At 32.7% G+C, this 25,384-nt stretch carries 36 protein-coding genes; all 36 read right to left on the reverse strand.

Features of this window, described 5'->3' with window-relative positions; all coding sequences use genetic code 11:
* Positions 1 to 144: 144 nt before the first annotated feature.
* The 36 genes from NAG76_18375 to NAG76_18550 all read right to left on the reverse strand — a co-directional run bounded on the left by NAG76_18375 (position 145) and on the right by NAG76_18550 (position 25,332).
* Positions 145 to 675, reverse strand: a complete 531-nt coding sequence (locus NAG76_18375; GenBank protein URN93775.1) for a hypothetical protein — start codon at positions 673 to 675, stop codon at positions 145 to 147.
* A 127-nt stretch (positions 676 to 802) separates the two neighbouring features.
* The gene (locus NAG76_18380) at positions 803 to 1,609 is read right to left on the reverse strand and encodes a phosphodiester glycosidase family protein (protein ID URN93776.1); all 807 of its coding nucleotides are present in this window, start codon (positions 1,607 to 1,609) and stop codon (positions 803 to 805) included.
* Between the two features lie 313 nt (positions 1,610 to 1,922).
* A complete protein-coding gene (locus NAG76_18385) occupies positions 1,923 to 2,456 on the reverse strand; it encodes a DinB family protein (GenBank protein ID URN96877.1) in 534 nt (177 codons plus the stop codon).
* Between the two features lie 301 nt (positions 2,457 to 2,757).
* Positions 2,758 to 3,429 carry a phosphotransferase gene (locus NAG76_18390; protein ID URN93777.1) on the reverse strand — a complete coding sequence of 224 codons (672 nt, stop codon included), beginning with the start codon at positions 3,427 to 3,429 and terminating at the stop codon, positions 2,758 to 2,760.
* Between the two features lie 54 nt (positions 3,430 to 3,483).
* Positions 3,484 to 4,125, reverse strand: coding sequence for a hypothetical protein (locus NAG76_18395; protein URN93778.1), 642 nt, complete (start codon positions 4,123 to 4,125; stop codon positions 3,484 to 3,486).
* Positions 4,126 to 4,297: 172 nt separating this feature from the next.
* Positions 4,298 to 4,849, reverse strand: a complete 552-nt coding sequence (locus NAG76_18400; protein URN93779.1) for a GNAT family N-acetyltransferase — start codon at positions 4,847 to 4,849, stop codon at positions 4,298 to 4,300.
* 81 nt (positions 4,850 to 4,930) lie between these two features.
* Positions 4,931 to 5,452 carry a nucleotidyltransferase family protein gene (locus tag NAG76_18405; protein ID URN93780.1) on the reverse strand — a complete coding sequence of 174 codons (522 nt, stop codon included), beginning with the start codon at positions 5,450 to 5,452 and terminating at the stop codon, positions 4,931 to 4,933.
* A gap of 13 nt (positions 5,453 to 5,465) precedes the next feature.
* Positions 5,466 to 5,918, reverse strand: a complete 453-nt coding sequence (locus NAG76_18410) for a hypothetical protein (GenBank protein URN93781.1) — start codon at positions 5,916 to 5,918, stop codon at positions 5,466 to 5,468.
* 175 nt (positions 5,919 to 6,093) lie between these two features.
* Positions 6,094 to 6,549, reverse strand: a complete 456-nt coding sequence (locus tag NAG76_18415) for a GNAT family N-acetyltransferase (protein ID URN93782.1) — start codon at positions 6,547 to 6,549, stop codon at positions 6,094 to 6,096.
* Positions 6,550 to 6,598: 49 nt separating this feature from the next.
* Positions 6,599 to 6,907 (reverse strand): GRAM domain-containing protein, encoded by a 309-nt coding sequence (locus NAG76_18420; GenBank protein ID URN93783.1) that lies wholly within the window; start codon positions 6,905 to 6,907, stop codon positions 6,599 to 6,601.
* Positions 6,908 to 7,001: 94 nt separating this feature from the next.
* A complete protein-coding gene (locus tag NAG76_18425) occupies positions 7,002 to 7,538 on the reverse strand; it encodes a histidine phosphatase family protein (protein URN93784.1) in 537 nt (178 codons plus the stop codon).
* Between the two features lie 69 nt (positions 7,539 to 7,607).
* Entirely contained in the window at positions 7,608 to 8,594 is a 987-nt protein-coding gene (locus tag NAG76_18430) for a GNAT family N-acetyltransferase (protein ID URN93785.1), read from the reverse strand.
* 50 nt (positions 8,595 to 8,644) lie between these two features.
* Positions 8,645 to 9,232 carry a CDP-diacylglycerol--glycerol-3-phosphate 3-phosphatidyltransferase gene (pgsA, locus tag NAG76_18435; GenBank protein ID URN93786.1) on the reverse strand — a complete coding sequence of 196 codons (588 nt, stop codon included), beginning with the start codon at positions 9,230 to 9,232 and terminating at the stop codon, positions 8,645 to 8,647.
* Positions 9,233 to 9,253: 21 nt separating this feature from the next.
* Positions 9,254 to 9,679: an NUDIX domain-containing protein gene (locus NAG76_18440; GenBank protein URN96878.1), complete on the reverse strand. Its 426-nt coding sequence runs from the start codon at positions 9,677 to 9,679 to the stop codon at positions 9,254 to 9,256.
* Between the two features lie 257 nt (positions 9,680 to 9,936).
* On the reverse strand, positions 9,937 to 10,395 hold the full coding sequence (locus tag NAG76_18445) for an NUDIX domain-containing protein (protein URN93787.1): 459 nt from the start codon (positions 10,393 to 10,395) through the stop codon (positions 9,937 to 9,939).
* A 91-nt stretch (positions 10,396 to 10,486) separates the two neighbouring features.
* A complete protein-coding gene (locus NAG76_18450; GenBank protein ID URN93788.1) occupies positions 10,487 to 10,987 on the reverse strand; it encodes a 2,4'-dihydroxyacetophenone dioxygenase family protein in 501 nt (166 codons plus the stop codon).
* Positions 10,988 to 11,407: 420 nt separating this feature from the next.
* Complete coding sequence (locus NAG76_18455; GenBank protein ID URN93789.1) at positions 11,408 to 11,950, reverse strand: GNAT family N-acetyltransferase; 543 nt, start codon at positions 11,948 to 11,950, stop codon at positions 11,408 to 11,410.
* Positions 11,951 to 12,341: 391 nt separating this feature from the next.
* Entirely contained in the window at positions 12,342 to 12,965 is a 624-nt protein-coding gene (locus tag NAG76_18460) for an HAD family hydrolase (protein URN93790.1), read from the reverse strand.
* Positions 12,958 to 13,674 carry a hypothetical protein gene (locus NAG76_18465; protein ID URN93791.1) on the reverse strand — a complete coding sequence of 239 codons (717 nt, stop codon included), beginning with the start codon at positions 13,672 to 13,674 and terminating at the stop codon, positions 12,958 to 12,960. The genes NAG76_18460 and NAG76_18465 overlap by 8 nt, the downstream gene beginning before the upstream one ends.
* On the reverse strand, positions 13,604 to 14,029 hold the full coding sequence (locus tag NAG76_18470; protein ID URN93792.1) for a hypothetical protein: 426 nt from the start codon (positions 14,027 to 14,029) through the stop codon (positions 13,604 to 13,606). The genes NAG76_18465 and NAG76_18470 overlap by 71 nt, the downstream gene beginning before the upstream one ends.
* 47 nt (positions 14,030 to 14,076) lie before the next feature.
* Positions 14,077 to 14,556 carry a hypothetical protein gene (locus NAG76_18475; protein URN93793.1) on the reverse strand — a complete coding sequence of 160 codons (480 nt, stop codon included), beginning with the start codon at positions 14,554 to 14,556 and terminating at the stop codon, positions 14,077 to 14,079.
* Positions 14,557 to 14,669: 113 nt separating this feature from the next.
* Positions 14,670 to 15,038: a hypothetical protein gene (locus tag NAG76_18480; GenBank protein URN93794.1), complete on the reverse strand. Its 369-nt coding sequence runs from the start codon at positions 15,036 to 15,038 to the stop codon at positions 14,670 to 14,672.
* A gap of 555 nt (positions 15,039 to 15,593) precedes the next feature.
* Entirely contained in the window at positions 15,594 to 15,965 is a 372-nt protein-coding gene (locus tag NAG76_18485) for a hypothetical protein (protein URN93795.1), read from the reverse strand.
* 200 nt (positions 15,966 to 16,165) lie between these two features.
* On the reverse strand, positions 16,166 to 16,363 hold the full coding sequence (locus NAG76_18490) for a hypothetical protein (GenBank protein ID URN93796.1): 198 nt from the start codon (positions 16,361 to 16,363) through the stop codon (positions 16,166 to 16,168).
* Positions 16,364 to 16,488: 125 nt separating this feature from the next.
* Positions 16,489 to 17,043, reverse strand: coding sequence for a GNAT family N-acetyltransferase (locus tag NAG76_18495; GenBank protein URN93797.1), 555 nt, complete (start codon positions 17,041 to 17,043; stop codon positions 16,489 to 16,491).
* Between the two features lie 43 nt (positions 17,044 to 17,086).
* On the reverse strand, positions 17,087 to 17,542 hold the full coding sequence (locus NAG76_18500) for an NUDIX domain-containing protein (GenBank protein ID URN93798.1): 456 nt from the start codon (positions 17,540 to 17,542) through the stop codon (positions 17,087 to 17,089).
* Positions 17,543 to 17,623: 81 nt separating this feature from the next.
* Entirely contained in the window at positions 17,624 to 18,430 is an 807-nt protein-coding gene (locus tag NAG76_18505) for a hypothetical protein (GenBank protein URN93799.1), read from the reverse strand.
* A gap of 174 nt (positions 18,431 to 18,604) precedes the next feature.
* A complete protein-coding gene (locus tag NAG76_18510; protein URN93800.1) occupies positions 18,605 to 18,970 on the reverse strand; it encodes an NIPSNAP family protein in 366 nt (121 codons plus the stop codon).
* Positions 18,971 to 19,170: 200 nt separating this feature from the next.
* Positions 19,171 to 19,983 carry a class I SAM-dependent methyltransferase gene (locus NAG76_18515; protein ID URN93801.1) on the reverse strand — a complete coding sequence of 271 codons (813 nt, stop codon included), beginning with the start codon at positions 19,981 to 19,983 and terminating at the stop codon, positions 19,171 to 19,173.
* Positions 19,984 to 20,035: 52 nt separating this feature from the next.
* Entirely contained in the window at positions 20,036 to 20,515 is a 480-nt protein-coding gene (locus NAG76_18520; GenBank protein ID URN93802.1) for a GNAT family N-acetyltransferase, read from the reverse strand.
* Between the two features lie 184 nt (positions 20,516 to 20,699).
* Entirely contained in the window at positions 20,700 to 21,185 is a 486-nt protein-coding gene (locus tag NAG76_18525; GenBank protein ID URN93803.1) for a hypothetical protein, read from the reverse strand.
* Positions 21,186 to 21,503: 318 nt separating this feature from the next.
* Positions 21,504 to 21,887: a VOC family protein gene (locus NAG76_18530; protein ID URN93804.1), complete on the reverse strand. Its 384-nt coding sequence runs from the start codon at positions 21,885 to 21,887 to the stop codon at positions 21,504 to 21,506.
* A 673-nt stretch (positions 21,888 to 22,560) separates the two neighbouring features.
* Complete coding sequence (locus NAG76_18535; GenBank protein URN93805.1) at positions 22,561 to 23,034, reverse strand: NUDIX domain-containing protein; 474 nt, start codon at positions 23,032 to 23,034, stop codon at positions 22,561 to 22,563.
* Positions 23,035 to 23,178: 144 nt separating this feature from the next.
* Positions 23,179 to 23,613: an HIT family protein gene (locus tag NAG76_18540; GenBank protein URN93806.1), complete on the reverse strand. Its 435-nt coding sequence runs from the start codon at positions 23,611 to 23,613 to the stop codon at positions 23,179 to 23,181.
* An 86-nt stretch (positions 23,614 to 23,699) separates the two neighbouring features.
* Entirely contained in the window at positions 23,700 to 24,308 is a 609-nt protein-coding gene (locus NAG76_18545; protein URN93807.1) for a hypothetical protein, read from the reverse strand.
* Positions 24,309 to 24,891: 583 nt separating this feature from the next.
* Positions 24,892 to 25,332 carry a GNAT family N-acetyltransferase gene (locus NAG76_18550; protein URN93808.1) on the reverse strand — a complete coding sequence of 147 codons (441 nt, stop codon included), beginning with the start codon at positions 25,330 to 25,332 and terminating at the stop codon, positions 24,892 to 24,894.
* Between the last annotated feature and the right edge of the window lie 52 nt (positions 25,333 to 25,384).

Raw genomic sequence — 25,384 nt, forward strand, 5'->3', positions numbered from 1 at the left:
GGCCAATTCTTCTAACTTTAGCGTTAAACAAGAGAAACCCACCTACGATTTTCTTTCATCCGGTGGGTTTCTCTTGTTTAATATTCAACTGATTAAGTATTTCTTCTAAAGCATACTAAATGGTGTTAGATGAAACATTAGTACTTAGTCTTCATCATCCTTTATATAATGTAACTCCAAATCAATTCTTACTCGTTTTCCGAGTAGTACATCCATTATTTCGTCTTTTAGTTTTTCTAAGCGACTATGAACCCATAAAGAGTCTGTTATTAATCCTCCTTTCATACCCCCAGCTATACCATCACCAACTTTTTTTGCTTCAAAATATATACGTGCACCTTCACCATCGTCATCCCATTCTATTTTGTTAATATCATTAAGCAACTGTTCGACACGATCAAATTGGCATTTTATCAAATTAACTGGATAACTCAAATAAATTTGACCTCCCCAGTCACCTTCCATAATTATGTATGAGCTCTTTGTTTTTTTGGCTTTTTCATAATTTCTGAGAAATGTGCTCGATTGTCCATTTGCTAGATTAACCATGTGTCTAACCGGACTATGGTGATCAGGTATGAAGTTATCCTTTACTTTTGGCTTCAAAATATTATTCTCAGACTCTATTAAGTTTATGCCCTTAAAAGTTACTCGTTTAAAGAATTTACTTAGCATCTAGTTTGCTCCAATCAAAAGCTATTTTTCAAAAAGTTAAGAAATTACAGACAGATGCCGACGGTCAAATAAGTACTCGCTGTTACTTAGTCTCAATACAATCTTGCAATTTTCTGTGTAACTTAGCCTATCGACTTTCCTCGTTTACAACGATCATCTGCACCACAGATCTATCGTCACCCTTCAGTTCGACGTTACCTGCTAATAGTTGTGAAGAACCATCTCCATCTAGATATATAGCTTCCTCTAATTTGCCAATAGCAATATTCTCCTTAATTGCAGTACGAAATTGTTCAGCGGTACATTTGTTAGAAGTGACGATGAGATAGAGCTTACCCGAACTATCGTAAGCCATTCCACTGCGAAGTCTCTCTTCGTCTGGAAATGGTAGTACTTCTTCTTGGACTGCTACATTATACCAATTGCTATCGTCCTTTAAATTCATGCTGACTCCGCCTTGAGCCCAGAACTTAGCCTTGTCAGTCATCTTCAAATCGTCGACACTTGTAACTCGTTGCACGTTAATTGACTTTGAAACTCGATCAAACACAATGGTACCTCGGGCATATTTGGCATTGAACCAACCGGAACCATAATCATTTGGATTTCCGCTTGTGGGCATACCATCCATAACCGCGATGCTTAACAAGTTATTATCCCAAAAGAAACCACCATTGATACCGTTAATTCCCGAACGTACAACGTTGTCATTGATGCTAGCAAGGGATATGCTGGTGGGATCTGTCTGTATAACATTAAGAACAACTCCGTTGTCAGCGGTTATTTGAGAGTAATTTTCGCTTTCTGCAGCGTCCTCTTTATTTAAAAACCAAATCGACACTATCCCTAATATTACAATCAAAGCACTTAAGTATATAAGAAAATATCGTGTTCTGACAGCGAATATTTCTTTCGCTGTTTCTTTTATAGCCATTCGTCCGTATCCCCTAGTTTCTATTCCCTCTAAACTATGAAGCTAAATTAGAGGGAGTTATTTGTTAAACCACAATTCGAAAAATTGGTCTAAAAAACCAAAACCATATGACACCCAGCGATATCATTATGCATCCAATAATTTGTAATACTATTTCTAGCCGCCTTGGAATTTCTTTCTTTGGTATATACGCTTCAAATAACAATACCCATTATAAATGTTGGAATGGACAAATAACCGAAAGTACTTGATGTCCACTCTAGCTCAGTACCATTTGAGATATTTTTCAATAAGTTCATCGTTAAGTTCCTTATCAGTTATTATTACCTCGTATTTCTTTGTACCACTTTCTGAGCTGATTAATATGAGCTTGATGATAGCGGTTATGGTCAGCCATATGCCATAATCCCCAGCGAATAGTAGCCTGCTTTTCGTCTTCATGTCCAAACGTGACAAATTTATCAAGATCAGCATCCATCAATTGAATACATGTATCTCTCAACATAGTGATTACATTTTCGTAATCAGACATAAGTGTATTCAAAGACATCCCTTGGATCATTGGAAGTCTATTATTTGTATCTATCATGGGACCATACTGCTCTATGAGTAACTGTGAAAGTGGTAGAGCCCTAAATCTGTAAGTCCAATTCAGATCAACGTACATAATATGTCTTAATAGCTGAGCTGTACTATTAAACTTGTCATTTGGTCCCTTGTAATCTAATTCTTCTTGGGTCATACCTTTAGTGATTAAACTTAGTCGGTCACTATTCTCTTTTACAGCGGAATACAACATTCCAACGATAGGTGACATATTATCTTCACCTCGTAAATCGTGGATCAGCCTCAATTCAGCTCAACTCCATTCAGGTGTTCAATATTGTTACAAAAGAACTCTTGTCAATTGAATTTCTTCTTCAGAAAATATTGTTTTATCCCATCTGGGTATTCATCATTTATCCCGAATATTTCATATCCCGCATTAACATAGAAATCTAATGACTGATATGAGCAAAACGTATTTATATTTGACATTGTTTCTTTAACCTAAATTGCAATTTATCTTTAATCTCTTGTCTATATACTCCTGACATCTCATCAATTCTAACTGCTAAAGTTGGTAGCATCCAATGTTCAAGAAATTCTTAACTTATATTAGCAAGCTGTAGATACTCAGTTATATACTCTTTATAAAATACCTCTCGTAGATCTCTATTATTTAGCCAAGGAGGGGCATTAGGTGGTAGTGATTGGGATTGAATCATCATTGCAGTTCTAGTAATATCAGCTTCTTGATTACCTACTAAAAAGTTCAACCAATCAATTATGACTGGGCCATTTGGTGAAATAATAATGTTATCGGGATGAAAATCATAATGACAAAGGCTATTTCCATCAGGTAATGAGTTCAATACATCTAAAATTGTTTCTTTCTCATCATTTAACATTTCTTGAGACATGTTAACTTTATCAGTTATTTGGGATTTTAGATTCGGTAGTAACTTATTCTCAACATTGTGCATCTCATATTGTAAATTTGCCATCAACTTAGCATTATAAGTAATACTTTTTTCATTTGGTTCAATGTGCCATAACATTGTGGGCCCCTCAATTTTTTCGTAAACGATCCCTTGCTTACCTTCATATTCTACATACCCAACATATTTCGGACTTCTCAACAGTAGGTTATTTATTATTTCTGCGTTTTTGGCTTCAATTATCACAGAATTTGGATCATAAAATAACTTTAATACTTCATTCTTCCCCCATTGATATACTTTTGCAGTGTTACCAATACCAATTAATTCACCAATCATCATTGTATTTCCCTCGATTCAAGCAATATTAGTTTGCGAAAGGGCTTCATATCATTACTTAGCGATCGCATTGAAATTATATGTCTGTAGATTTTGGTGTTGGTCAACAATTACTACATAATCTAAACCTGTGACATCGACAGAGATATTTCTTGGATAAATTTCATCTGCTGGTAATGATGTAGACAGAATTGAATTACCAATCGGCTCGCCTTCTTTCGTAGACTCACTAATAATGATAACTCCATCTGAACCACTCTCCCCTAAAATGGCTTCATTAAAAGCAGAATAGTTCAGTGTTGTAAATTGTTTGTTTAAATGAATAACAATACTGTTTACCGTTTTATCTTGTTGATTATAGATTTCATATACATGACCATCCGCATCTGTCAAACTATCAGAGACTGTAACTACTGAATCTGATAATTTTGATATGGCAATATCTACAATATCGCCAGAAATGTAGTTAATACTCGGAAGTTCTTCATTTGTTGGTGTTGGGGTTAAAGTAAGTTCAGGAGTTAGCGACGGTTCCATCGATGGTGTGGGGGATGGTGTTGAGTTTTCTTTAACAATAGGTATTGTCGGAGATTCCTTATCTTTCTCTTTAAACGAGTTGGAAATTAACATTCCAACAATAATACCGATAACAAGAATAACAATAGCAATTGTAACAACCGCACTTTTACTTTTCATCTAACCACTTCCTTATGTTGATGTTATTAACATATAACGGAATATCCATCAAATAAGTTGCTGATTGAGAATAAATGCGAAATAATTAATTCGCTGAAGGTGACTCTTCTAGATTTGATGCAACATCAATTCGTATAATCCTAAAAAGGATCCTAATTTACTCAAGCATTTATCACGAATTAAATTCATTCCAATCTTCTTTCAACATCCCATATATCACATGATCTACATAATGATCGTTAATCCATTCTGCTTGTCTTACTATTCCTTCATTACTAAAAAGAAGTTTTTCAGGAATTGCCCTACTCTTAAAATTCTGTTCAGCCGCCCTTATCTCAATTCTGTTAAGGGATAAATCACTAAATACATAATTAATGACTGCTGTGCATGCTTTTGTTATCATTCCATTTCCTTGATGTTCTTCTGACAACCAATATCCAATTGTAGTTTTCTTATTATCCCAGTCAATACTATGTAACCCTATACAACCGACAATTCTGTCTTTAAAAAAGATACCCATATTTAAACCATTGCTATTAGCAAAAGAATTCAATGAGAATTGTATAAATTCCCTTGTTTGCTCAACACTTAACGTTTCGTCAACCCAAGGTAACCATTCTCTTAAGTAATCCCGATTCATATTCGTTAAATTATATAGTTCTTCAGCATGACGTTTTTCAAGTATTTTTAATTGGAGATTTTCACTAATAATATGACTGAACATAACTTTCCTCCCGAACTGTTTGATATTTCACGATTAAAGATATTACTATCGAATCAGCTATTCAATAATTCTTAATTTTGGTCATTTATGTAACCACTTTTTTGATTTGATTCTATTATGGAAATAATCTATGTTTTGAAAATTTGAGCTTTTCCGAATATTTAAGTCAAATAAATCTTCTAATCCGAGTGGAGCCATAATATGAATCTGGTTATCCCAATCCATCCTTATTCCTACAGCCGTTGCTGTTTCAGGCCAATGTCTCATGGCATCTGCTATATCAGCATATGGTCTCGATTTATTAGTTATATGCATCCTTGCCTGATTTTTGACTGACCAGTTATGTCTCGGCTTCTTAATTATCAATTGCTTTTCATATTCAATTTCTTTATCAAAAGACAAATCAGATGAATCGTAATAAATGATATCGACATCTTCGAGTAAAGTTTTTTGATTATATCCATGTAGAATATCCCAGCAGTAATTTCTAACATAACCTGCTGCTATCCATGAGTTAGATAAATTCAGTTCTCTCAAGAGAGTTAAGTCTTCCATTAGTTCTTCATTTTTAACCATGATTTCTATTAATCTTTGTTCTAACAACGTTAATTTCCCCCTACTTTAATTTGAAAGGATACGATTCTAATACAACTTTTTGATCTGTAGTGCTAACAACAATGGTTAGTTGCTCCGCATCTGAGAATATCCGCTCAGGGTTTAACATTGAAACATAGAGATCACCATTTTGATTGGGAAGTAGTATAGTTTCCCCTTCAATACTCCCCATTTTAATATCTAAATTTGCCTCAGGTCCAAATGTCACTCCACGTTCTCCATCCTTTTGAAAAATTGTAATTTCATACCTTTCTGCAGGGTTAAGATCTTTCGCTGATACAATAATATCAACGCCGCGAGTCATATTGTGCACAATCGTTGCTCGACCAGATTTGTCTGTAAAAGAAACTTCATTAATTTGGTCAGGTTCAATCAGAGTAATCTCTTTGGTAATAGATTCATTTGAACATCCTATACTAATCATAATAAGTAAAGCTGCTAAAAAATACCGCATAAAGTATTTCTCCTTCCCTTGCTGGAGGATCCTAACTTCTACGTAGTGTGAGCTCGCCACAATTATCACATACTGCTGGGAAATACCTACTATTTCCGCTTTCATGGTTCAGAATATTTAACCTAGTTAAATATTGTTGGTTGTCCATATCTTTTTGATTATTCTTACTCAAAGACTAGACACTTTTAAAATAATGATAAAATTCTTCATCTTTTATAAATCCGAATTCTTCATATATTTTTTGTGCTCTATCATTACTAATAGACGTTGACAATGATAAACCTTTTGAGCTTGTTTCTTTTGCATAACGATATGCTTTGTCTAATAACAATTTTGCTATACCATTACCTCTACGTTCGATTTTTACAAAGAGATCATTTAAAATCCAAGAACGTTGCATAGATATAGAGGAAAATGATGGGTACAATTGAGTGAATCCAATAAATTCTTTATTCTCGGTTTCTTCCACTATAAAAATAATCGATTCATTACGCTTAATTCTTTCGCATAAAAAATGTTTTGCACCACTAATATCTGAATTTTGATCGTAAAAAATTCGGTATAAATCAAATAATTCGGATAACTTTTCTAGATCATTAATTGCAGCTTGTTTAATTGAATAATTATTCATACTTGTAACCTACTTTCATATTATCAATGCAAGATCCTTTCATTCTAACTTATACACTTTGTAATCTTTTGTTTATAAATTCAATGATTCTTTGTCTATTCCAAACTACAAATTTATATTCAACTCCATCACGCGTTGTAATTAACATTCCATTTGGTACGATTCCCAAGGTATTTCTTTTCTTTATCGAAGTTATTTGATCAATGATAATCTCTGTACTACCTTGTTGAATATTTAGAGCATGTGACGTAAATAACAAACTACCATCAGAAATCTTCAATTTTCCACCTACAGACTCAATTCCTCTAAACAGATTTGCAAATACATCAAAATGGATATTTTCTTTATTCTCAATCAATTAATTCACCCTTTTCATTTTAGTATTATAATTGAGGACTATTATTTCATAGTAAATACACTGTTATATGAAGGAATGCTTTGTGGAGCTACTATCAAAAATCTCTTTCAAATAAGTAAACCTTACCATTTTGAGGCTTTAAGAAACTATCACCCTTGTATCCTCTTCTTTTCAGTTCGTTACTAACTACTGTCATAAATGCTCCGTGAGTAACAACCAATATACTCCTACTAGCGTTTGATTCGATCTCATCAATTATTCTATTTGCTCTAAATAAAGTATCTTGTTTACTTTCCTGTGAAGCATGGTTTAATAACCAACATAATCTGCCTAATATTAACCACAATGAACGATGTAACTTTAGTTTAGTTATAATAAATGCTTTAATGTTAATTTCTCTTAATAAGGTTGTTTTAACTATATTGTCATTAAAAATTAGTTCAGCTGTTTTGAATGACCTAGGTTGATCACTGGAATAGCAAAGATCCCAATTCATTTTCTCTATAAACTCATTACTTTCAATATCACACTGGTCATAATATTCGACCCAACTATTGAATTCCGATGATGTCATCCAAAGTGTTTTCGTCATATCTGCTACCCTGAAATGTCTAACTAAGCCTATTCTCATAATAGTTCTCCTGCACTTGTGTTCTCTAGTATATTTAGCATTTCGTTTTTTAAACAAAACATTTATTCACTAATTATTTAATTGATTCAAGTATTTGGATTTAATAATATTTAGATGATGTGTTTCATGTCCAACGATGATATAAATAATTGCACGCGCGGATAAAACATGATCATTAAAATTTCCTACTCTAGTAATTGCCTCTTTGGTTAGATTATCTACTAAGCTAATTGAAGAATTTCGTACAGCACAATAATCATCCAGCACTTTAGTTAGAGGTAAGTGATCACAAGATGACATCTCAGCAAATATATCACGGTCATACCCTGGTAATTCTCTCACATCACTACGCGCTATACGTAACAATCTATAGCTCCATAATCTTTCTACATCAGCTATGTGTCCTATAACTGTCTTTATTGTCCATTTATCTTGAGCATAACGAAACATAGCTTCTTCCTCAGTGAGTTTGCTTAAAAACGATATATTATCTTCCTTTTGTTTTCTTAGAATGTTGATAATATTGCCGTCTGGAACTAAATCGACATATTTCTTAGCTAAGAGTAAATATTCATTCTGATCTGGTCTTGTAATCATAACTTCCTCCTTGTGATATTTCTCTAAATAAATTAAAGTAAGATTTTCATTTACTACAACTGATTTGATTACTCTATAGCCTAGCTTATTGTATAGATATAAGTTCCGTTTACTCTTATGCCCTGTAAATAATTCGAATCTGTTACAAGTCGGGAAATAATTCTCTATTTCATTCATTAAATATGTTCCAATACCATTATTTTGATAATTAGGATGAACAATGAGCTTGCCTACGCTACATGTCCCATTGTTTTCAAATGCTCTAACGGAACCTACAATTCTATCATTCAATTCTGCTTTTATAATTATTTGATTATGGTACTCTTCCGAGAATTCTTGAAGTGTTTGCTTAAGTGGTTGTATAGAATCATCATATATCTCTGCTTCACTTTGATATGATAAATATTGAAGTTCTAATATCTCTTTTAAGTCTGATATTTGTGATTTCATAATTTTCATTAACTTACTCCTTTCACAAATTCAGGTTCTTTCAGATATCATTTAAGTATTCACGCGTTCAGTTGAAGCTTCTTATAGTTCATTGCTATATAGTTATATCCAGAGTATATCGTTAAAATTACTGCTATTAGCATCAAAATCTTATCTATCGGTAAATTTGTAATAAACGAAAACGGATAGTTATTTAGCAATATGGCTGTAATGGCTATTACTTGTAAAACCATTTTTAATTTCCCATAATTATCAGCTGCCAAAGCTATTCCTTTGGAAGAAGCTACCGATCTTATAGCTGTTATTAGAATCTCTCTTCCTATAATTATTAATGCTACCCAACTAGGTATCATCTGTAAAACTACAAGCATTATTAATGCTACAGAGATTAATAATTTGTCCGCAAGTGGGTCAAGTAACTTACCAAGATTCGTTACCATGTTATATTTCCTTGCAATGTACCCGTCTAACTTATCAGTTGCCGCAGTTAGTACAAAAAGAAGTGATGCATAATAAATACCAAATTCATTTAAGTGAGCAAAGAAATAAACTTTACTCTCTAACCAATGTGGGTAAGGTTGTAAAAGAATGATTAAAAACGGAATTAATAGAATTCTGATTACTGTGATTTTGTTTGCAAGATTCATATTATCGCCCCCTTAATTTGATTATATATTCAGTCTTTCTAATTGATGGTCTTCTATTAACGATATACTTTCTCTATACTTCACATATTCCTTTATTTGTTTAGATATATTTGGAATTAATAGTATAAATTCTAATTCATTTATTGGTATCCATTTAACAGCAACTTGGTGAAGGTCTGGATTGTGAGGAAGTCGTGGGATTGAATGATTGATTAGAGTGCATTCAAAAATAAGGTGCAAGCCATGACTCTCATTCTCTGAGTAATCTCCTGACTGTTTATGAGAATCAAACTCATATGTCAACGCCAAATTTCCGACCGCTACTTCGGCATTGGTTTCTTCAAATGCTTCTCTTATAACTCCATCAACAATTGTCTCGCCTGGTTCCAAACCTCCACCAGGTAAATTGTAGTGGGTTCCATTATCTTGATATTCAACTAGAAGAATTGAATCATCTTTAATTATTAAACCAGTACACCTTATTCTAACGTGTGGTATAGTTACGCCTCGTTTTTGTATTATGAAATTAATATTTTCCTCTCAACTTCTGATAATGTAAAGCTATTCACGAACTTGAGTAGCAAGTTGATACGTATTAATCCTTGTTTAATTCACTTGCTAGTATGTAAAATTATTGTTTTAAATTACTATTCAATTCATATCGTCTCTTTTCTTTTTTAGGAGATTTCTTGAGCCATCCTGCATTAGGTTCTTAGTATAGATTTTTTATCATTCATTAAGTCTTCAATTAGTGGCCTTTGTACAGTGCTTATTTCTTCAATATTAATTTCTTCTATCGATTTAAACTCCAACTGTAATGACTCTTTTTGTTTATCTGCAAATATAAGTGTTTTATTATCTTCAGCGACTTTTCCTGTTAAGTCCGCTTTTGCATTAAATATAAACATTACAAACACAACTTCATTTCCATCTGGATACGTATATTTCATTCGTGAACCACTGTAAACAGTATAAAGCTCATACTGAGTTACCTGTAATCCAGTCTCTTCATAAATCTCTCGAATCATCGTCTCTTCAATAGATTCCCCTGCATTCATACCACCTCCAGGAAGTCCCCAGTTGCCATAATCAGATCTACGTTGTAGCAATATTCTACCTTGATCATCTCGTATAATTGCTCCACCAGTTACTAATATTCTCATCTTTGATTAACCTCTCTGCAATATAAGTATTTTGATAATAGTTTCATATAGCTTTTAGGAATTCTTGAAGTATCCGCCTTCGATACACTACTCAATATATAAGATCTTCACGAACTTCTATTCCCATCGCATGGCAATAATCCTGATACTTTTTCAATACTGTATAAATGTCATCCTGTCCAATTACTGAATTATTATTATCGAAATATTGAAGTGATCCTCCCAAAATAAATAATGTAATGACCTCTTCTTCTTCAGTAATCAAAGTATGAATATCTCCTGGCGGTTCAAAAATAAAAGTCCCTGGTTTTGCAATCCAGTTACGTCCTTCATATCTCCATTGTCCTTGTATATTGTAACCAATAACGGAACCACCAGTATGACGATGACGAGTCAACACTTTATTGCTCTTTATCTTAAATAGATACGTCCAAGTGCCAGTTGATAGGTCAAATCTAAGTGGTTTAAAATGACAATTCACTTCCCCTTCATCGAAGGGAACCCAAGGTAAATCATCAATATTAAATACTCGTTCAGGTAATTGCATACTTTCTGCTAGTTTTACAACAGCATCATTAATCAATTGATTCATATGATGATCACCTCTTTGGGTTTTACTAAATCATACCTTGCCAAAAATTATGAAATACAAAAATGATCTCACTAATATGTCTCCTTAAGATGGAAATTAAATCGTTATTGAATTAAGGTTTTCGTCTGGATTTACTAATGATATGGTTGGATCTCCAACTTTTGCGGTTCTTGGTGCGAGGATTAAACTAATTATACTTAAGATTACAGATGCATCTCGTTTCATATTACTATAACGAAATGCGATCCAACATTGTTGCTTTTTGTTTACATTTATTATTTCTTCTTGAATTAAAATATTGTTGAGTTCTCAAGAAATCAATTTCGAGTATCCAATCTATTATGTTGATGTTCTTCAGCATATTTTAACTCTCCATTACTTAAATTTCTTCCGCTAAAATTTCACTTTACGTACTTGTTTTCAATCATTCTGCTGCAAGTTGACACTGAATCTACTACCTGCTAAATGCAACACCATTAATTCTTCATCTAAATATTTTTCATTGTGTTTTAATGCACGTCGTTCCAATCCATAAATCTGAAATCCTAATGATTTGTATAGATTTGTAGCTGAATCATTATTAGCTACAACAGTTAGATTGATCTGCTCTAATCCCACAATTGCTTTCGAATACATTATTAATTCAAACATTAAATTTTTGCCTACACCCTTGCCCCGCATGTCTCCTGTGACGTACATACCGAAAACATTGCCTTTGTGAGAGGTTTTAACTCCATTCTCCCTTATAAAAGTAACAATTCCGACTAGTCTACCATTATCTTCAAACGCTCCTAAAACAAACTTGCCCATATTCGGTTTAATTCGCTCAATAACGGTCTCAAGTGTGAATTTATCTTCAAGATCAAATGTAGATCCGAAAGCATCGGGATTAGTTCTTAGACCATGCAATCTTAAGTCTTGATAGGATTGTGCATCCGCTTCTTGAAGAATTTTAATATACATAAACAGCCTCCATTTACTGAAAGGATATTATCTTGTAATACCTTCTATGACATTTAATTAATACCATTAAGTATTTTTTATATTGGTTTATAAATTATTTTGAGGCTTTCATTGTATTAATTCCGCTTCTTCTAACCAAAGCCAATCAGTAATGGTTGGAATCAATAAATCGAGTGAAATTCCATCAATTTGTTAGTTTAATATTTCCCATAACAATCCTTCATTCATTTTAAGTAGTGTACCAAATACACCAAGCGTCCTAAAGATAACTATACAATTGAAGATAACTTTAAAAATTTTATCCCCTTAATTAGTTTCACCCCTCACTTTCATGATTACATTTAATTTTAAAGCCGCTGCGTGAATACTATTTTATTGATGTTGCAAAACTTCATCGAGTGGCATAATGAAGTATTTCATTAGGTGTATTAAAATAATGATTTGCATGAATCTTTATTTCTTTATCTGCACCCCACACAGCTAATCCAAATGAAACCCCAGAATCTCTAGCACACTGAGCATCATATATTGTGTCACCTATATATATTGATTGTTGGGGATTTGCTTTCGATATCTCTAAGAATTTTAAAATTGGCTCGGGATTTGGTTTATGTAAGTTAGTATCGTCTGCACAAACTACATAAGATAAATATTTCATAAGTCCAAAAGGTTCAAAATCATCAGTTAATTCTACTCTTGTTTTAGAAGTAACAATTCCAATTTTAATTTTTTGTTTATGTAACCGACCTAGTAAATCCTCTATGCCCGGATAGACACTGATTGAATCACTAAATTCTTTCATGTAAATATTCCAAAGATCATTCGCTCGATCTATATCCTTTATTCCAAGCTGAGGTAACGAGTTCGATCCAGGAATCCCTAAAACAAATGATAACTCATCAAAGTTATAGGATTTATTAAACTCAACAAATAACATCTTTTGTAGAGAACCGAGAACTGCCTTTTCCGTATTAATAAGTGTTCCATCTACGTCAAAAATGATTGTGTTATACATTGTCGCACACCTTTTCTTTAAATAACTTACAAATAGTTAATTCATTATTTACTATACTTAGGAACTCTTTGGACATGCTATGATATACTTTTGTGTTTATAGAATTTTCATTATATATTTCATTTCCAGTAATGATGTCATAAATCTTAAATCCTCTATCTTGGGATGAACAATATAAATATTCATCAAAAAACAAATTACCATCATCGATATTAAATCGCTTGAGTTCTCTTCCATCACGAACATCAATAATTCTAAACAACAAATCACTAGTGTAATTATGAATATCATCTTCATCAACTAGATCATAATCAAATCTACCAACTATACCAATTTCAGTCTCACTAATCCAACAGACCGGTTCATTCCAGTCATACTTACCCCACCAAAGTGATTTCTTACTCTTCCCATCTTCAGATTCCCATACATTATTTATTATCCATTCATTAATATTCCAAGATGTTACAGAACCTAGGGGGTGCCATTCCCAACCATTATCAATTAGCCAATTATTATTAGGTGATACCGATAATTGACCGTGAAAATAATCCAAATAATGTTCTGAAGAAATAGGCTCGTTATTTACTATCTTAAGTTCCGGATCTACTCTTGATGTTAATAACTCTCCAGTTAAAGGATCAGATATATCTAATCGATTCCACTTGGTACCATGAACAAGTAGTTCGTTTATTGAATTCAATAAATGCAATAGGGAAATCCGTTTGATCGTAATGATAATCGTCTCTTGAAAATCGCATTAATTCTTTCTTCATACTTAAATCAATAATAGTACCATTTCTTCCACGTGAATTAAAAACAGATATTAGCCTATTATTGGGAGATATAACGAGGGATACTTTCTCTTGAAAATTAATTTCTGTATTTTTCATTGAATAAATATGTTCAATTGATTCCAGCAATGTGTTGAGCTCAAAAATGCTTCCTAATCCAGTTATAACTAAGTATGTGTTTGACTTATTAATAATAGGCTGAATATCCAATATTTTTTCATCGAGCTGTTTTCCAAATTTATTAAGTACAAACTTAAATGTATAACTCCCCATAAGTATCCCTCACAATTTCTATAAATTAATACTAGAACCTTCGAAAATCATTCCAATACTTCTTTTAGAATTAACCAAAAGTTCTCATAATCATATCCAACTACTTCAGCATTAATTTTCCTATTTGGAGTCACATAAGAGTTTAAGAAATTAGTATCGATTTTCATAACTCCAAATCTATTGTTTCCAAGATTGAGAATAATACCTTGAGGATAATTCACTTCAAAACTACCTACTACTTTCATACCAACATATATTTCTTTAATTGTTTGATTCCATTCTTCATGATATGGGTCTATCGAGAATAACCATTCAATTTCAAATTCATCTTTATCTATTGGAAATAAATGAGCATTTTCTTTGATTTCCTGATCTGCAAGAAAAAAATGATATCCTTCTTTTGGCCTTGCTGAATTCAAAATAGTATCTTGAATATGTGTTACTTGTCTGTAAACCGTTCCTTCTTCATCTACTTCAAATAAAAATAGTTCATTATTGTAATGATTCTTAAGATATTTTAACTTCATAGATTCACCTTCTTATTATCAATTTCACCTAACGTTCAGGTATTCTGGCCCCGACCTTCCGCAGGGAGTTGAGTTTGAGTGCATAATGCAATATATTAGCCGTCTTAGATATTCTAAAGATTTAGTTCTCTCGTGGTTCCCCATTTCGCTTTTATTAATGGTTTAGTCTGAACGATTAAAGGTTCAACAAAATTATCTTTATCAAAATAAATTTCGAAAAATTCAGTTTTTTTGTCTCTTTTGATTGTTATTTCAATAATATTTTCTAAATCAATTTCTATTAAGGTATCTTTATTTACATTAATTCTAATAAATCCACTTCTACATGCGGGAAGAAGGTAAAATTCAATTTCTGTTGAATTTCTCTCCAACATAAAAGATACTCCTGAGTAATACCACCCTGTTTCTTCATCAGCAACTAATGAATTACATTCAAACAAATATTCAAGTTCATAAATATCTGGAAATTTTATAAGATTCATTCTCAATTCACCATCTTTGCTAGTATTTCAAATTAAGTTCAGGTGTTCACGAATTTTCGCTTCAATTTGTCATTAGAATCTACTTCTCTACCGCTTGCATCAAGTGACCAAATCCGTATTTACAACCCTCTTATAATATCAACCTCAACGAAAAAATAGGCTTGTATTGCTGATGCCAAAGTAAATAAAAGATAAATTAATACGAAGCTTTTGAATTTTCTTATTAGCAGCCCACCTATAATAAAGTTAAGTGTGAGAAACAGAAGTAACATTAATTCAATACTTATGATCGCTTCTTTAGAATAAAATGAATCTTTATCTACTAACATCACTTCATAAATGCTAGTAGAATATCTATAAATTAATCTATTCAATATATTAGTCGAAATAAGAGTAAAGAATAAGGCAGCAATGCAACTAAATAATAGTTTTTTCTTTTCTAACAAATAACTTATACAAAAGAAGTTCGTACTTTTTGTTTTCAATACATCACTCCTTCAATGTGTGAATACTATGCTATAGGTATGAATTCACTTCATTGAATAATATGCTAAATCATGCTTTCCAACCGGTTTCTTTATATATTCTTTTTATCTGTTGTATAAAACTATCATCTTCTCTGCCCTTATTTGTAATGACTTCTTGTGTAGTAACAGCCCATCTAAAAATTTGTTCAATACTTCCATAACTTCGTTTAAACCCCTTTGCTAACTTTAATATATTTTCTTTTGTTGGAGCGAAAGACAATACAATTCTTAACTCTTCATCACTCCATGCTCTTCCTTTATTTTCGGTAACGTATTTTTGTTTCTTTTCATATTCAAAAATAAGTAATTTTGTCTTTTGAATGACTTGATCTGTTGTTAATTCTTCAATTCCTTCAGTTAATAATTCAAATAATCGATCTTTAAATTCTTTCTTTTTCATAAATTACTCCTCCATTTTTTGAATTAGTCATCTATTCAATCCAAAATTAGGTTCAATAAAGTGAAAAGCGGTACCTGAAGAGGCAAGCTTAAATGGATTATCTGAACCATTCCATTCCTCAAAAGATGTATTTATTACTTTAATAGAGTTCAAGGACTTAAACTTCTCCGCAGTGAATTGTGCTAATTTGTCACCCAATTCTATGCAAGTATATTCTTATAATTCTTATGTACGAACCCTGCAGTTGCTTGACCTGTTCCACAACCAATTTCAAGAATTCTGTCATTAATCATAATATTCGAATAAATCATAATATCATCAAACATCGCTTCCGGATATGTAGGTCTATATTTTTCATATTCATTTGCAATGTAATTAAATGTTTCTTTGTTCTCCATACAAATCCCTTCAAAATAAAATCAATTAGTTTCTTCAACAGTGTCAGTCATATCAAGATTTGAAAAACCTTTATAGTTCCTATCAGTATAAAGTAATAAGTATAGTACAATTATCGTGGACTAACTCACCATATCTCTGATTTCAATCTTCCCATTACAATAGTGTTATAATATATTTCGTCTGCTAGTAATTTATCCATTTTTAATATTCCTTCAATTTCAAATCCATGATTTTTATACAATTCTATTGCTTTGTTATTTGTTTCTAACACATTCAATGTCATTTTTTTTATATTTACAGAATCAGCCCAAGAAATAGACTCTTGTAATAGGTTTTTCCCAATACGATATCCCCAATATTCTTTTAGTACGCATACTCCAAACTCTACTTTATGTAATAATCGCTTTAGATTTGTTCCTTCACATCGAGAATATCCAACAATTTGAGTATCAATTACTGCGACCAAAAATAAATTTCTTAAACTCTCAGTATCTGTTTTAATAATTTCTTCAAATGCCGAGGTATCAATATATGCCTCTCCTCTTTCTCTATCCATATTTTCTGTCTCTCCGTCAATTTGCACTCGTAGTTTAGACAGAGTCTCTGCATCTTCGATTACAGCAGAGCGAATAGAATATTTTAATCCTTTCACTTCTAGGTCTTTTGATTTAATAATCATAAATCCACCTTCAAAAATAATTTTATAAGTTGGCATGCGCGTGTTAATAATATTTCAATAATTCCTTATCTATTTCATCTATGTATCCTATGTCTTTAATTCCATCCCAAAATATGATCTTGTTTGCTTCTTCATTCATTAGAAAAGGTCTCTCATTTTCTATATCTGCGCTAAAAAGGCCCCCATACTCGATTTTTCCATTCCTTAATTTGAATTTCATTAGTCCTTTAAACTCAATTCGTCCTGGAGATTGATTCGTTTCTTCAAACATCTCCCGTATTGCACATTCTCTTAATGTTTCTCCAGGCTCGATTAATCCTCCAGCTAACTCCCAATTGTCCTTCCAGCTATTAAACAATAGTAAAAATCCTTCCTTATTCTTCGCGACGACAAAAGCGTGTGTAATTGGGTAGTCTAAGCTCGTTTGATCTACTTGTTCTTCTGTGATAACTAATAGTTCTTCAAAAACATCACCTTTTTGGTTTATACAAATGGGCATCATTGTTCTCTCCTTAATAAACGAATTTTGTCACTTTCCTATTACGTTCAACTGGCCACTTATCATTGTAAGATTCAATTCTTATTTATTGTTACTTTCTAGTAATTCCCTTGCGATTGTTTCAACTGTTTTAATACATAATTTTGAGACCTTTAATGACATTTCTTTTGAATCGGTATCCCAGTTATTCCATTTGTCATTCACTAAACTATCGCTTACAAAGCCTAACCAGATGCTTTTTACTTTGCATATGTCAGCACAAGCATATAATGCTGAAGTTTCAAGGTTTATAATCTGGGCTCCTTCTGACTGATACTTACGAATCAAATCTTTCGTTTCCCGATACAATGCATCTACATTTGCAACGATTACTTCTTTAATATTGAACTGCAGTTTAATTGATTCTTCCCTTGCAATTTGAAGCAACTCGATATTACAAAGCAATTCTTTTTTTTCTGGTAAATAGATATTACTAATACCATCAGTATTAAGAGATCTAAGCCCTACTATCAATTCTCCTTTTTTAATTTCCCCATCAATCGAGCCGGCAGCACCGTAACCAATTATATACTGTACTCCTAAATGTGTTAGTTCTTCTACAAGAATTGCTGCTTGTGGCCCTCCCCAACTTAATCTAGTAACAATTCCAATCTTTTGTCCGAAAATATCTGCTTCAAAAACTTGTCTTTCTGTTTCATTTGCGTCAATCCCATAAAATATTTTATAACCTTTTATTGGCGTTGCATTAAAAGTATTTGTTAGGATTTCACATCCTATGTAGTCCCTGAAACAAAGAATTACAATTTTCCAGTCTGGTTTAGGGTTATTCATAAAACAATTAATCATAACTGATTTGGGACTTAAGTATCTATCATCTATAATTTCCACTGAGAATACCTCCAAATAATATAATTCCGGGAATTTCCTATAACATTTCGGAACTCACGAAGATCCGTAGCAAGTTATCACTGAATTACTACGCTGCCCAAAGCGTCATAGTGACCGATGCGTAGCCGCCGTGTGAATCCTGTATATGAGATGTTACCGACCTCTTCGTTATACCTACATAATTTTATTTAATATTGTTTTTTCTCTATCAACTGTTAATGTGAGGAACTTTTGTTCAATGTTTTTCCTTAGAACTTCTTTCATTCTATCCCTTCCAATCTGATCAAAACGTAGTTGAACAAGTTTTACATGATCTTCATCTGATTTAATCTTCTTCTCTATCTCTTCATATTGTTCAAGACTATCATATTCCCACATAGCAAAGATTTCACTAATATCATCATCTACCGACATACACCATCGACCAATTAGTCTTGAACCATTTTTTAACTGAGCAGGTAACAAAATATCATTAAATAATGAATTAAATTCTTCTACGAATGATGTATCTACAAAATACGTCTTCCTACGATAAATCATCTTTGCACCTCTTCCGGTAATTTAATTAACATTTAAGAATTCACGAACTTCAGCTGCAGGTTGTCACTGAAACTACTCCTTTGCCAAAAGCATCCTAATGACCAAGGGGTAGACGTTGTGTGAATACTGCGTTATCAGATGTCAATGTATTCCTACATATTCCAAAGTGCTTTATTTATGTTTAGCTTAGTCATCAGAGATTATAATTTTCTTGCCTTAATCACAAACGTTATAGGAAACAACTTTGCTCTCTTTGATAGATCACTGTGATCATCCTGTGATTGCATAATTTCATCATCAGACTGCTCAATCATTTGTTCAATTACAAATCCCGCTTTTGCCAACGCATTTACATAGGTTGATAAATTACGATCCGCTAATAAAAGCTCGCCTTCTTCAACGGCTACCGGATACCAGCATTCATCGAAATAGCTCTTCTTAAAAGTAAACTTATCTTTGTCTGAAGTAACACATCTGTGTATGGGGTGAGACCAACTGAAAATAAATACACCGTCTTTTTTTAGGTAAGCAGCAATCCGGCAAAAAGTACCTTCAAGGTCCGTTGTCCAACCTATCGCATAAATTGAATAAACATAATCAAAATATTCCTCCGGGATGCCACATTCTTTTTCCATGGGAGAACAGATCAATTTTGCCGAAAGACCGTATGCCTTCAAATGCTGCGATGCCTTTTCGATTTGTCTTTCTGATATATCTATAGCCCAAAGTTCAGACGCGTTGCGTTCCCCTTGATATTGCAAGGATTGACCGTTGCCACATCCTATTTCCAATAGTTTTTTCCCTGAGACATCACCAAAAAGCTGGTATTTTTCTTCTGATATATATGCTCCATAATAAGGAAGCACAATTGCTCTTAAGAAGTCATTGCCCTTTGTACCCCAATAAAAGCTGTTTGTTTTATGAATAATGTCCTTATCCAGGTCTACCGAAATTGCGGTGCCGACTTCGCTATCGACTATAATGTTTGTTCTATTAGAAGATTTTTTGCTCATGAATATACCTCCTCTAAATATAGTTAAATTAACTGTTCATTTTACAATCCTTTTAAGATAGAAGTGAGTAGATCATTACTAATTCATTGCCCTTCCTACCCTTAATATTTTTACCGTTATACACGAACCCTGATTTCTCATACAATTTCTTAGCAGGAGTGTTCTTCTCATGTACTGTTAGAATTATCTCTTCAGTCTCCGGGAAATTATCACATATAAATTTGGGCAAGACCCTCATTGCTGAACCAGCATACCCGCGACATTGATAATTCCGATCGATAGACAATGATCTTAAAAATACATTCTGAATTTTGTCTGAATAATCCTTGGCTTCTTTACTACGATGTAAAATGAAAAAACCGATTGGTTCTGTCTCTAAAAATATTATTATTGCAAAGCAATTGTTATCTAGTTCAAAAAAATCAAGAGCTTTTGATGGTACAAATACAAAATCCTTCTGTTTTTCATTCAACTCAAAACTTCTTACGATGGATTCCCATTTTGAATTATAGAAATCAAGTCTACATTTCAATATGTTGTCTTCCTTTCAAGGTAAATTTCAGATGATTAATAAATAAATCAATTATTGTGCGTTTGAATATTGTGTTCTAGCCTTGCATTGATTCAATAACGTTCAGTTATTCACGACAAACGCCCACCTTAGATAGCTCTTATCTTAGGTGGGCGTCTGTGTTGGTGAGCTGCTTCTACTTGATCTAATTTTTTTCAATCTTTAATTCTAATCCTTTTTGTAAAAATTCAACTAACAAATCTTCATTTGCTTGACCATCTTCAGAGGCATGCGATATCATCCATGAAATAGCAGCAATTATAAGACAAAACAATGTTGATACAATTAGTTTCCATAAAAAACTAATTACACCAGTCCAAATATCCGCCAAGCTCACACTAATAAAACAAATAATAAACATAGTCATTAGTGAAACTATATCTGTGTATCCCCTATATGTACGATAATAAACACAAGTTTTGTCGTTTTTTGCACTAATCTTTCCAAGCACCTTATTTCGAACTAAGTCACTCTTTAACATCCCCCTAGTAACAGAAATACTAAAGAACCCCTTGTTAATCCAACCAACAAATTCTCCCCCATCAAGTGAAATGGAATAAAAGTCTACACTATGTTTTATTACTGATTCACAATGTGATTTTGAAAGTTTTGTTAAACATAAATACTTCAATGAACTCACCTACTATTATTATTTATTCCTATCACTGATTCTACTACTTTAGCCCAAAAGCATTAAGTGACCAAGGGGTAGACGCTGTGTGAATACTTGTATTATAAGATGCATCTAACTATTGGAACATCGACTGATGTATCTATTGTTGATCGGAGAATATGATTAGACATGGTTTATGATATGGAGTCTCTGAGGAGTTATTCTGAAAAAAAATTGTTACAGGTATACTTCTTGTGTAACGAAGGAGCATATGCGACGATGCGTGAAGTCGGTGTTATCTGATCATGATGTTTTCTTAGAATACTCTTATAAATATTATTTCCATCCGCCCCATATAGATATCTTATTACCATCAGGGTCAAATACATTAAAGAAATCCCCACAACCTTCTGATTCATTAATCCCTTCAATTCTTACACCATTTATTTTCATGTTGCTATATATTTCTTCTATGTCAGTGACTTCAAGAGTAATTACAGACATTTCTATTCCACCTACTTCAATAAAGTTCAGAGTAGAACACTCCTTGGTTTTAATCAAAAATATAGCTTGTTGCTCTCCGACTCTTAATTGAACTTGATCTTCAGTAACTGGGTTTCTTAATTCAAGGCCAAGGTTCTTCTGATACCATTCTGCTGACTCATACGGATTAGTTATTGGAATATAAACACATTCAATCTGTTTTACTTTTGCATTCATCACTTCATCGTCCTTTCATTTTGCATCAATTTAGATAACGTTCTTGTATTTACGAAGTTCCGTAGGAAGTGTCACTGATGCTGCTACTTCTACAAAACATGTTTTCATTAATATCATAGGATCTCATAAACTTTGCAAATCCTTCATCATAAAAGCTAGCAATCTTTACATCATGTTTAATCAGTTTTTCTGGTAACTTTTTTATCTTTTGTTTCAAAAAAATAACAGGCATTGTGTCTCCATTCTTCACAAAATTTGCTTGTGTGTTATCACTTGTCTTCCAGAGTAGCAACGTCGAACTGGATGTGAGCGATAATACGGCTAAATCGTTAGGTAGGTTTTTTCATACTTTCAGGTATTCAAGAACTCGTGTAGCAAGTTGTCAGTGAGTCTAGTATTCTGCGAAAAGCATCACAGTCACCAAGGCGGAATCGAAGGTTAAGTCTGTGTTAGGTGAGGTCCCTGACTTCTATGAACTTCTATCAATTCGATTTCTGAGATCTGTTATATTGGTTTATATATTATTTTGAAGCTCTCAAAAAAGGAAAAGCTAATAAATTTTATTTCGGGTACTAATTCTAACCATATAACTTCAGATCCTACGGGAGTTTCTAGCTGACTTTTATTTACTCCGATTCGACTCCATACTACTTCAATGTCAGACTTAATTGAATCATCTTACAAAATGTGCTCTTTCCTCTTGTTTTGAACTAAAAATGTAATCTGGAAACGTGTTTGCAATCGGTGGTATCTGATCTTCAGAAAAAAACTTCAGTTCCTTCATTTCTTCATTATCTGGATCTAATTGTCCATCTTTAATAGTGCATTCAAATACTATTGTTACGTATTCTACTTGGTGACCATTCTTATAAGTTAATCTTTGTTCTTTTCCACCATATACACCGATAATTCGTATGGGCTCAATATCCAGTCCAGTCTCTTCTAAAGCTTCTCTAATCATAGCCTGAGCTGGTGTTTCTCCAATCTCAATCGCACCAGCGATTAATCCCCAATTCTGTTCGTTGTGTTTTCTTCCAAAGAGAATATTGCCTTTCTCATTTCGAATAATTCCAGCTACACACGGCATGAAAATCAGTTCGTCTCCAATTTTCTCTCTAAGATTTTTATAGTAATTTGACATTCCCATTTTGATTACTTCCCCATTTCTCAGTTATGTCGCAAAACGTTCTTGTATTTACAAATTTCCGTAGGAAGTTGCCACATGTATCTGCTACTTATGCTAAAAACATCAAGTGACTAAGGCCCAGAGCTACCGTGTGAATACCGTGTTTTATGAAGGTGATGAATTCTTCGGCTTAACTTCAACCCTTAACTCCTCTATCATTTTCATTTTTACTTCGTTTAATTTTATCTCTGATTTATTAATCGGTTCTACCCATCCAAAACCATCATCCTTATACCTTGGAAATACATGCATGTGATAATGTTCTAAGTCATTAAATATTCCACCGTTTTGTATTATCGATATTCCATCTGGTTGGTAAATCCCTTTAAGTACATTAGATATTATTACTGATGCATTTATTATGGATTTAATTGTAGTCTCGTCTATTTCTTCAAGATCTTTAAAATGTTTCTTAGGTAAGATTAATGTGTGCCCTTCATTCAGTGGGTCAATATCTAATACACAGGTGATACTATCATCTTCAAAAACTACATTTGTTTCTAATAATTGATTCGCAAGTTTGCAGCCTAAACAATTCATGATTTATATCCCTTTCTATTTTTACTATGTTTTCATATCCCTTCACTATAACGTTCAGGTATTCACGACCTCCCGTCGACTTAAGGTCAGTCAGGGTCCTGCGCAATCTTCTTTCCTGCTGCTGAAAAGTCACTTGAGACTTTGTCTAATTCTACAATTATTCTAATCCATTTATCACTCTTAACAAATGGATTAGTATTATATTTTGTTATATCTTTTTGATCTTCTCTTGTAATCCCTATATATTCATGTGAGATTTCATTAATCCAATTATCTAGAAGTTCGTTTAATTCAATTAACTTCGTTTTTTCTTCGTTTGATATCATTGAGATATCATTGTGTTCAAAATACCACGCGAAATCATTTGATACACTTGAAGTTTTGTTTTGTAATTGAATTCCTTTGGCTAAACCAAAATTACCAACATAGTAATCAAGATCCTGTGAAAGGCGCGATATTGTATATAGTCTTTCCACTATAATTTTATTCGTTATGGAATTGGTATGGTTGTTAAGTAAAGAAGCTATTTCATCCTTAAGAGAAAATACACTTCCAATAAGCACATTGTGCTTATTGGATATCTCTTGTGAGAGATATCTAACGTACTTTTTATTTTCTTGGCTTTCTTTAAAGTACAAAACAGTAATACTTAAAAGTAATAAACCCACTATGCAATGCTTCCAATTGATCTTCATTTCTTTAGCTCCTTAGGTAATGCGAGATAACTTTACTTGATTCAAGAATTTGCTAATGCAAGTTTTCACAGAAAATTCCTCCTTGAATTTCCTCTGCTGACCAAGTTGTAGCCGATTCGTGAATTTTGTGTTATACGTAGTGACCTCTTCCTAGTTAAAACTATACTTAATTGCTATTATTAACAATGTCTCTCAATTTCGATATTGTTTATTTTAGCCCATTTCATAATTTCTGAAATTTCTGTAAAGAATTATTGCTAATCGTTAATGGTCCTATAATCAATTTCTCATTCATTATTTCAAATTTATATTTTGTAATCTTGCTCTTCAATGAAATGATTAATATAGGTAGTGAACAAATAACAAACAAGATATAATACAAACTACTTAAATTAACAAAAACTCTGATCCCGCTATATGTAGCAAAAACTAATAAGAATATTGGCATTGCATAATGAAATTTCCTACTATACAGAAAGGTTACATACAAATCTTTATCTTGGATTCTCATTATGGATTCCCCCTCTATATTGTAATAATGTCACTTCTGCTAACATTGTTAGAATCTACCCTAAACCATTATTCATTCTATCTTTTTAATAAAAGTCACTATTTTCCCTGTTTCCTTAAATCCAATTTTCTTGTGGAAATCTTGACTACCATAATTTTCCACACCTGTATCCGATGCAATCTCTATACAACCTAATGATTTTAACCATACTTCTCCTGCCTCAATTAGCTTTCTAGAGATTCCAATATTTCTATAATCTTCGCCTACATAAATTCCTTCGATATACCCTACTGGATTTGAACTACAGCCTTCAACATAGTCAATCCTTAAGGATACATGAATAAAACCAATATACTCATTTTCAATAACTGCTAGATAAACCATATCTTTATTTGACTTTATTAATTCTTCAAATTCATTCTTGAGTTCACTCCAAATATTATTTGGCCATAACTTTATAGCTAATTCAGTGACTTCATCAAGATTTTTTTCATTTATCTCTTCTATAATCATTGTGCTCTCCTCTATTTTTTTATTTATAGGGAATTTCGGCGACTTCTTCGAA

Origin of the sequence: Candidatus Pristimantibacillus lignocellulolyticus (genome assembly GCA_023639215.1) — a bacterium.
GTDB classification, from domain to species: domain Bacteria; phylum Bacillota; class Bacilli; order Paenibacillales; family Paenibacillaceae; genus Pristimantibacillus; species Pristimantibacillus lignocellulolyticus.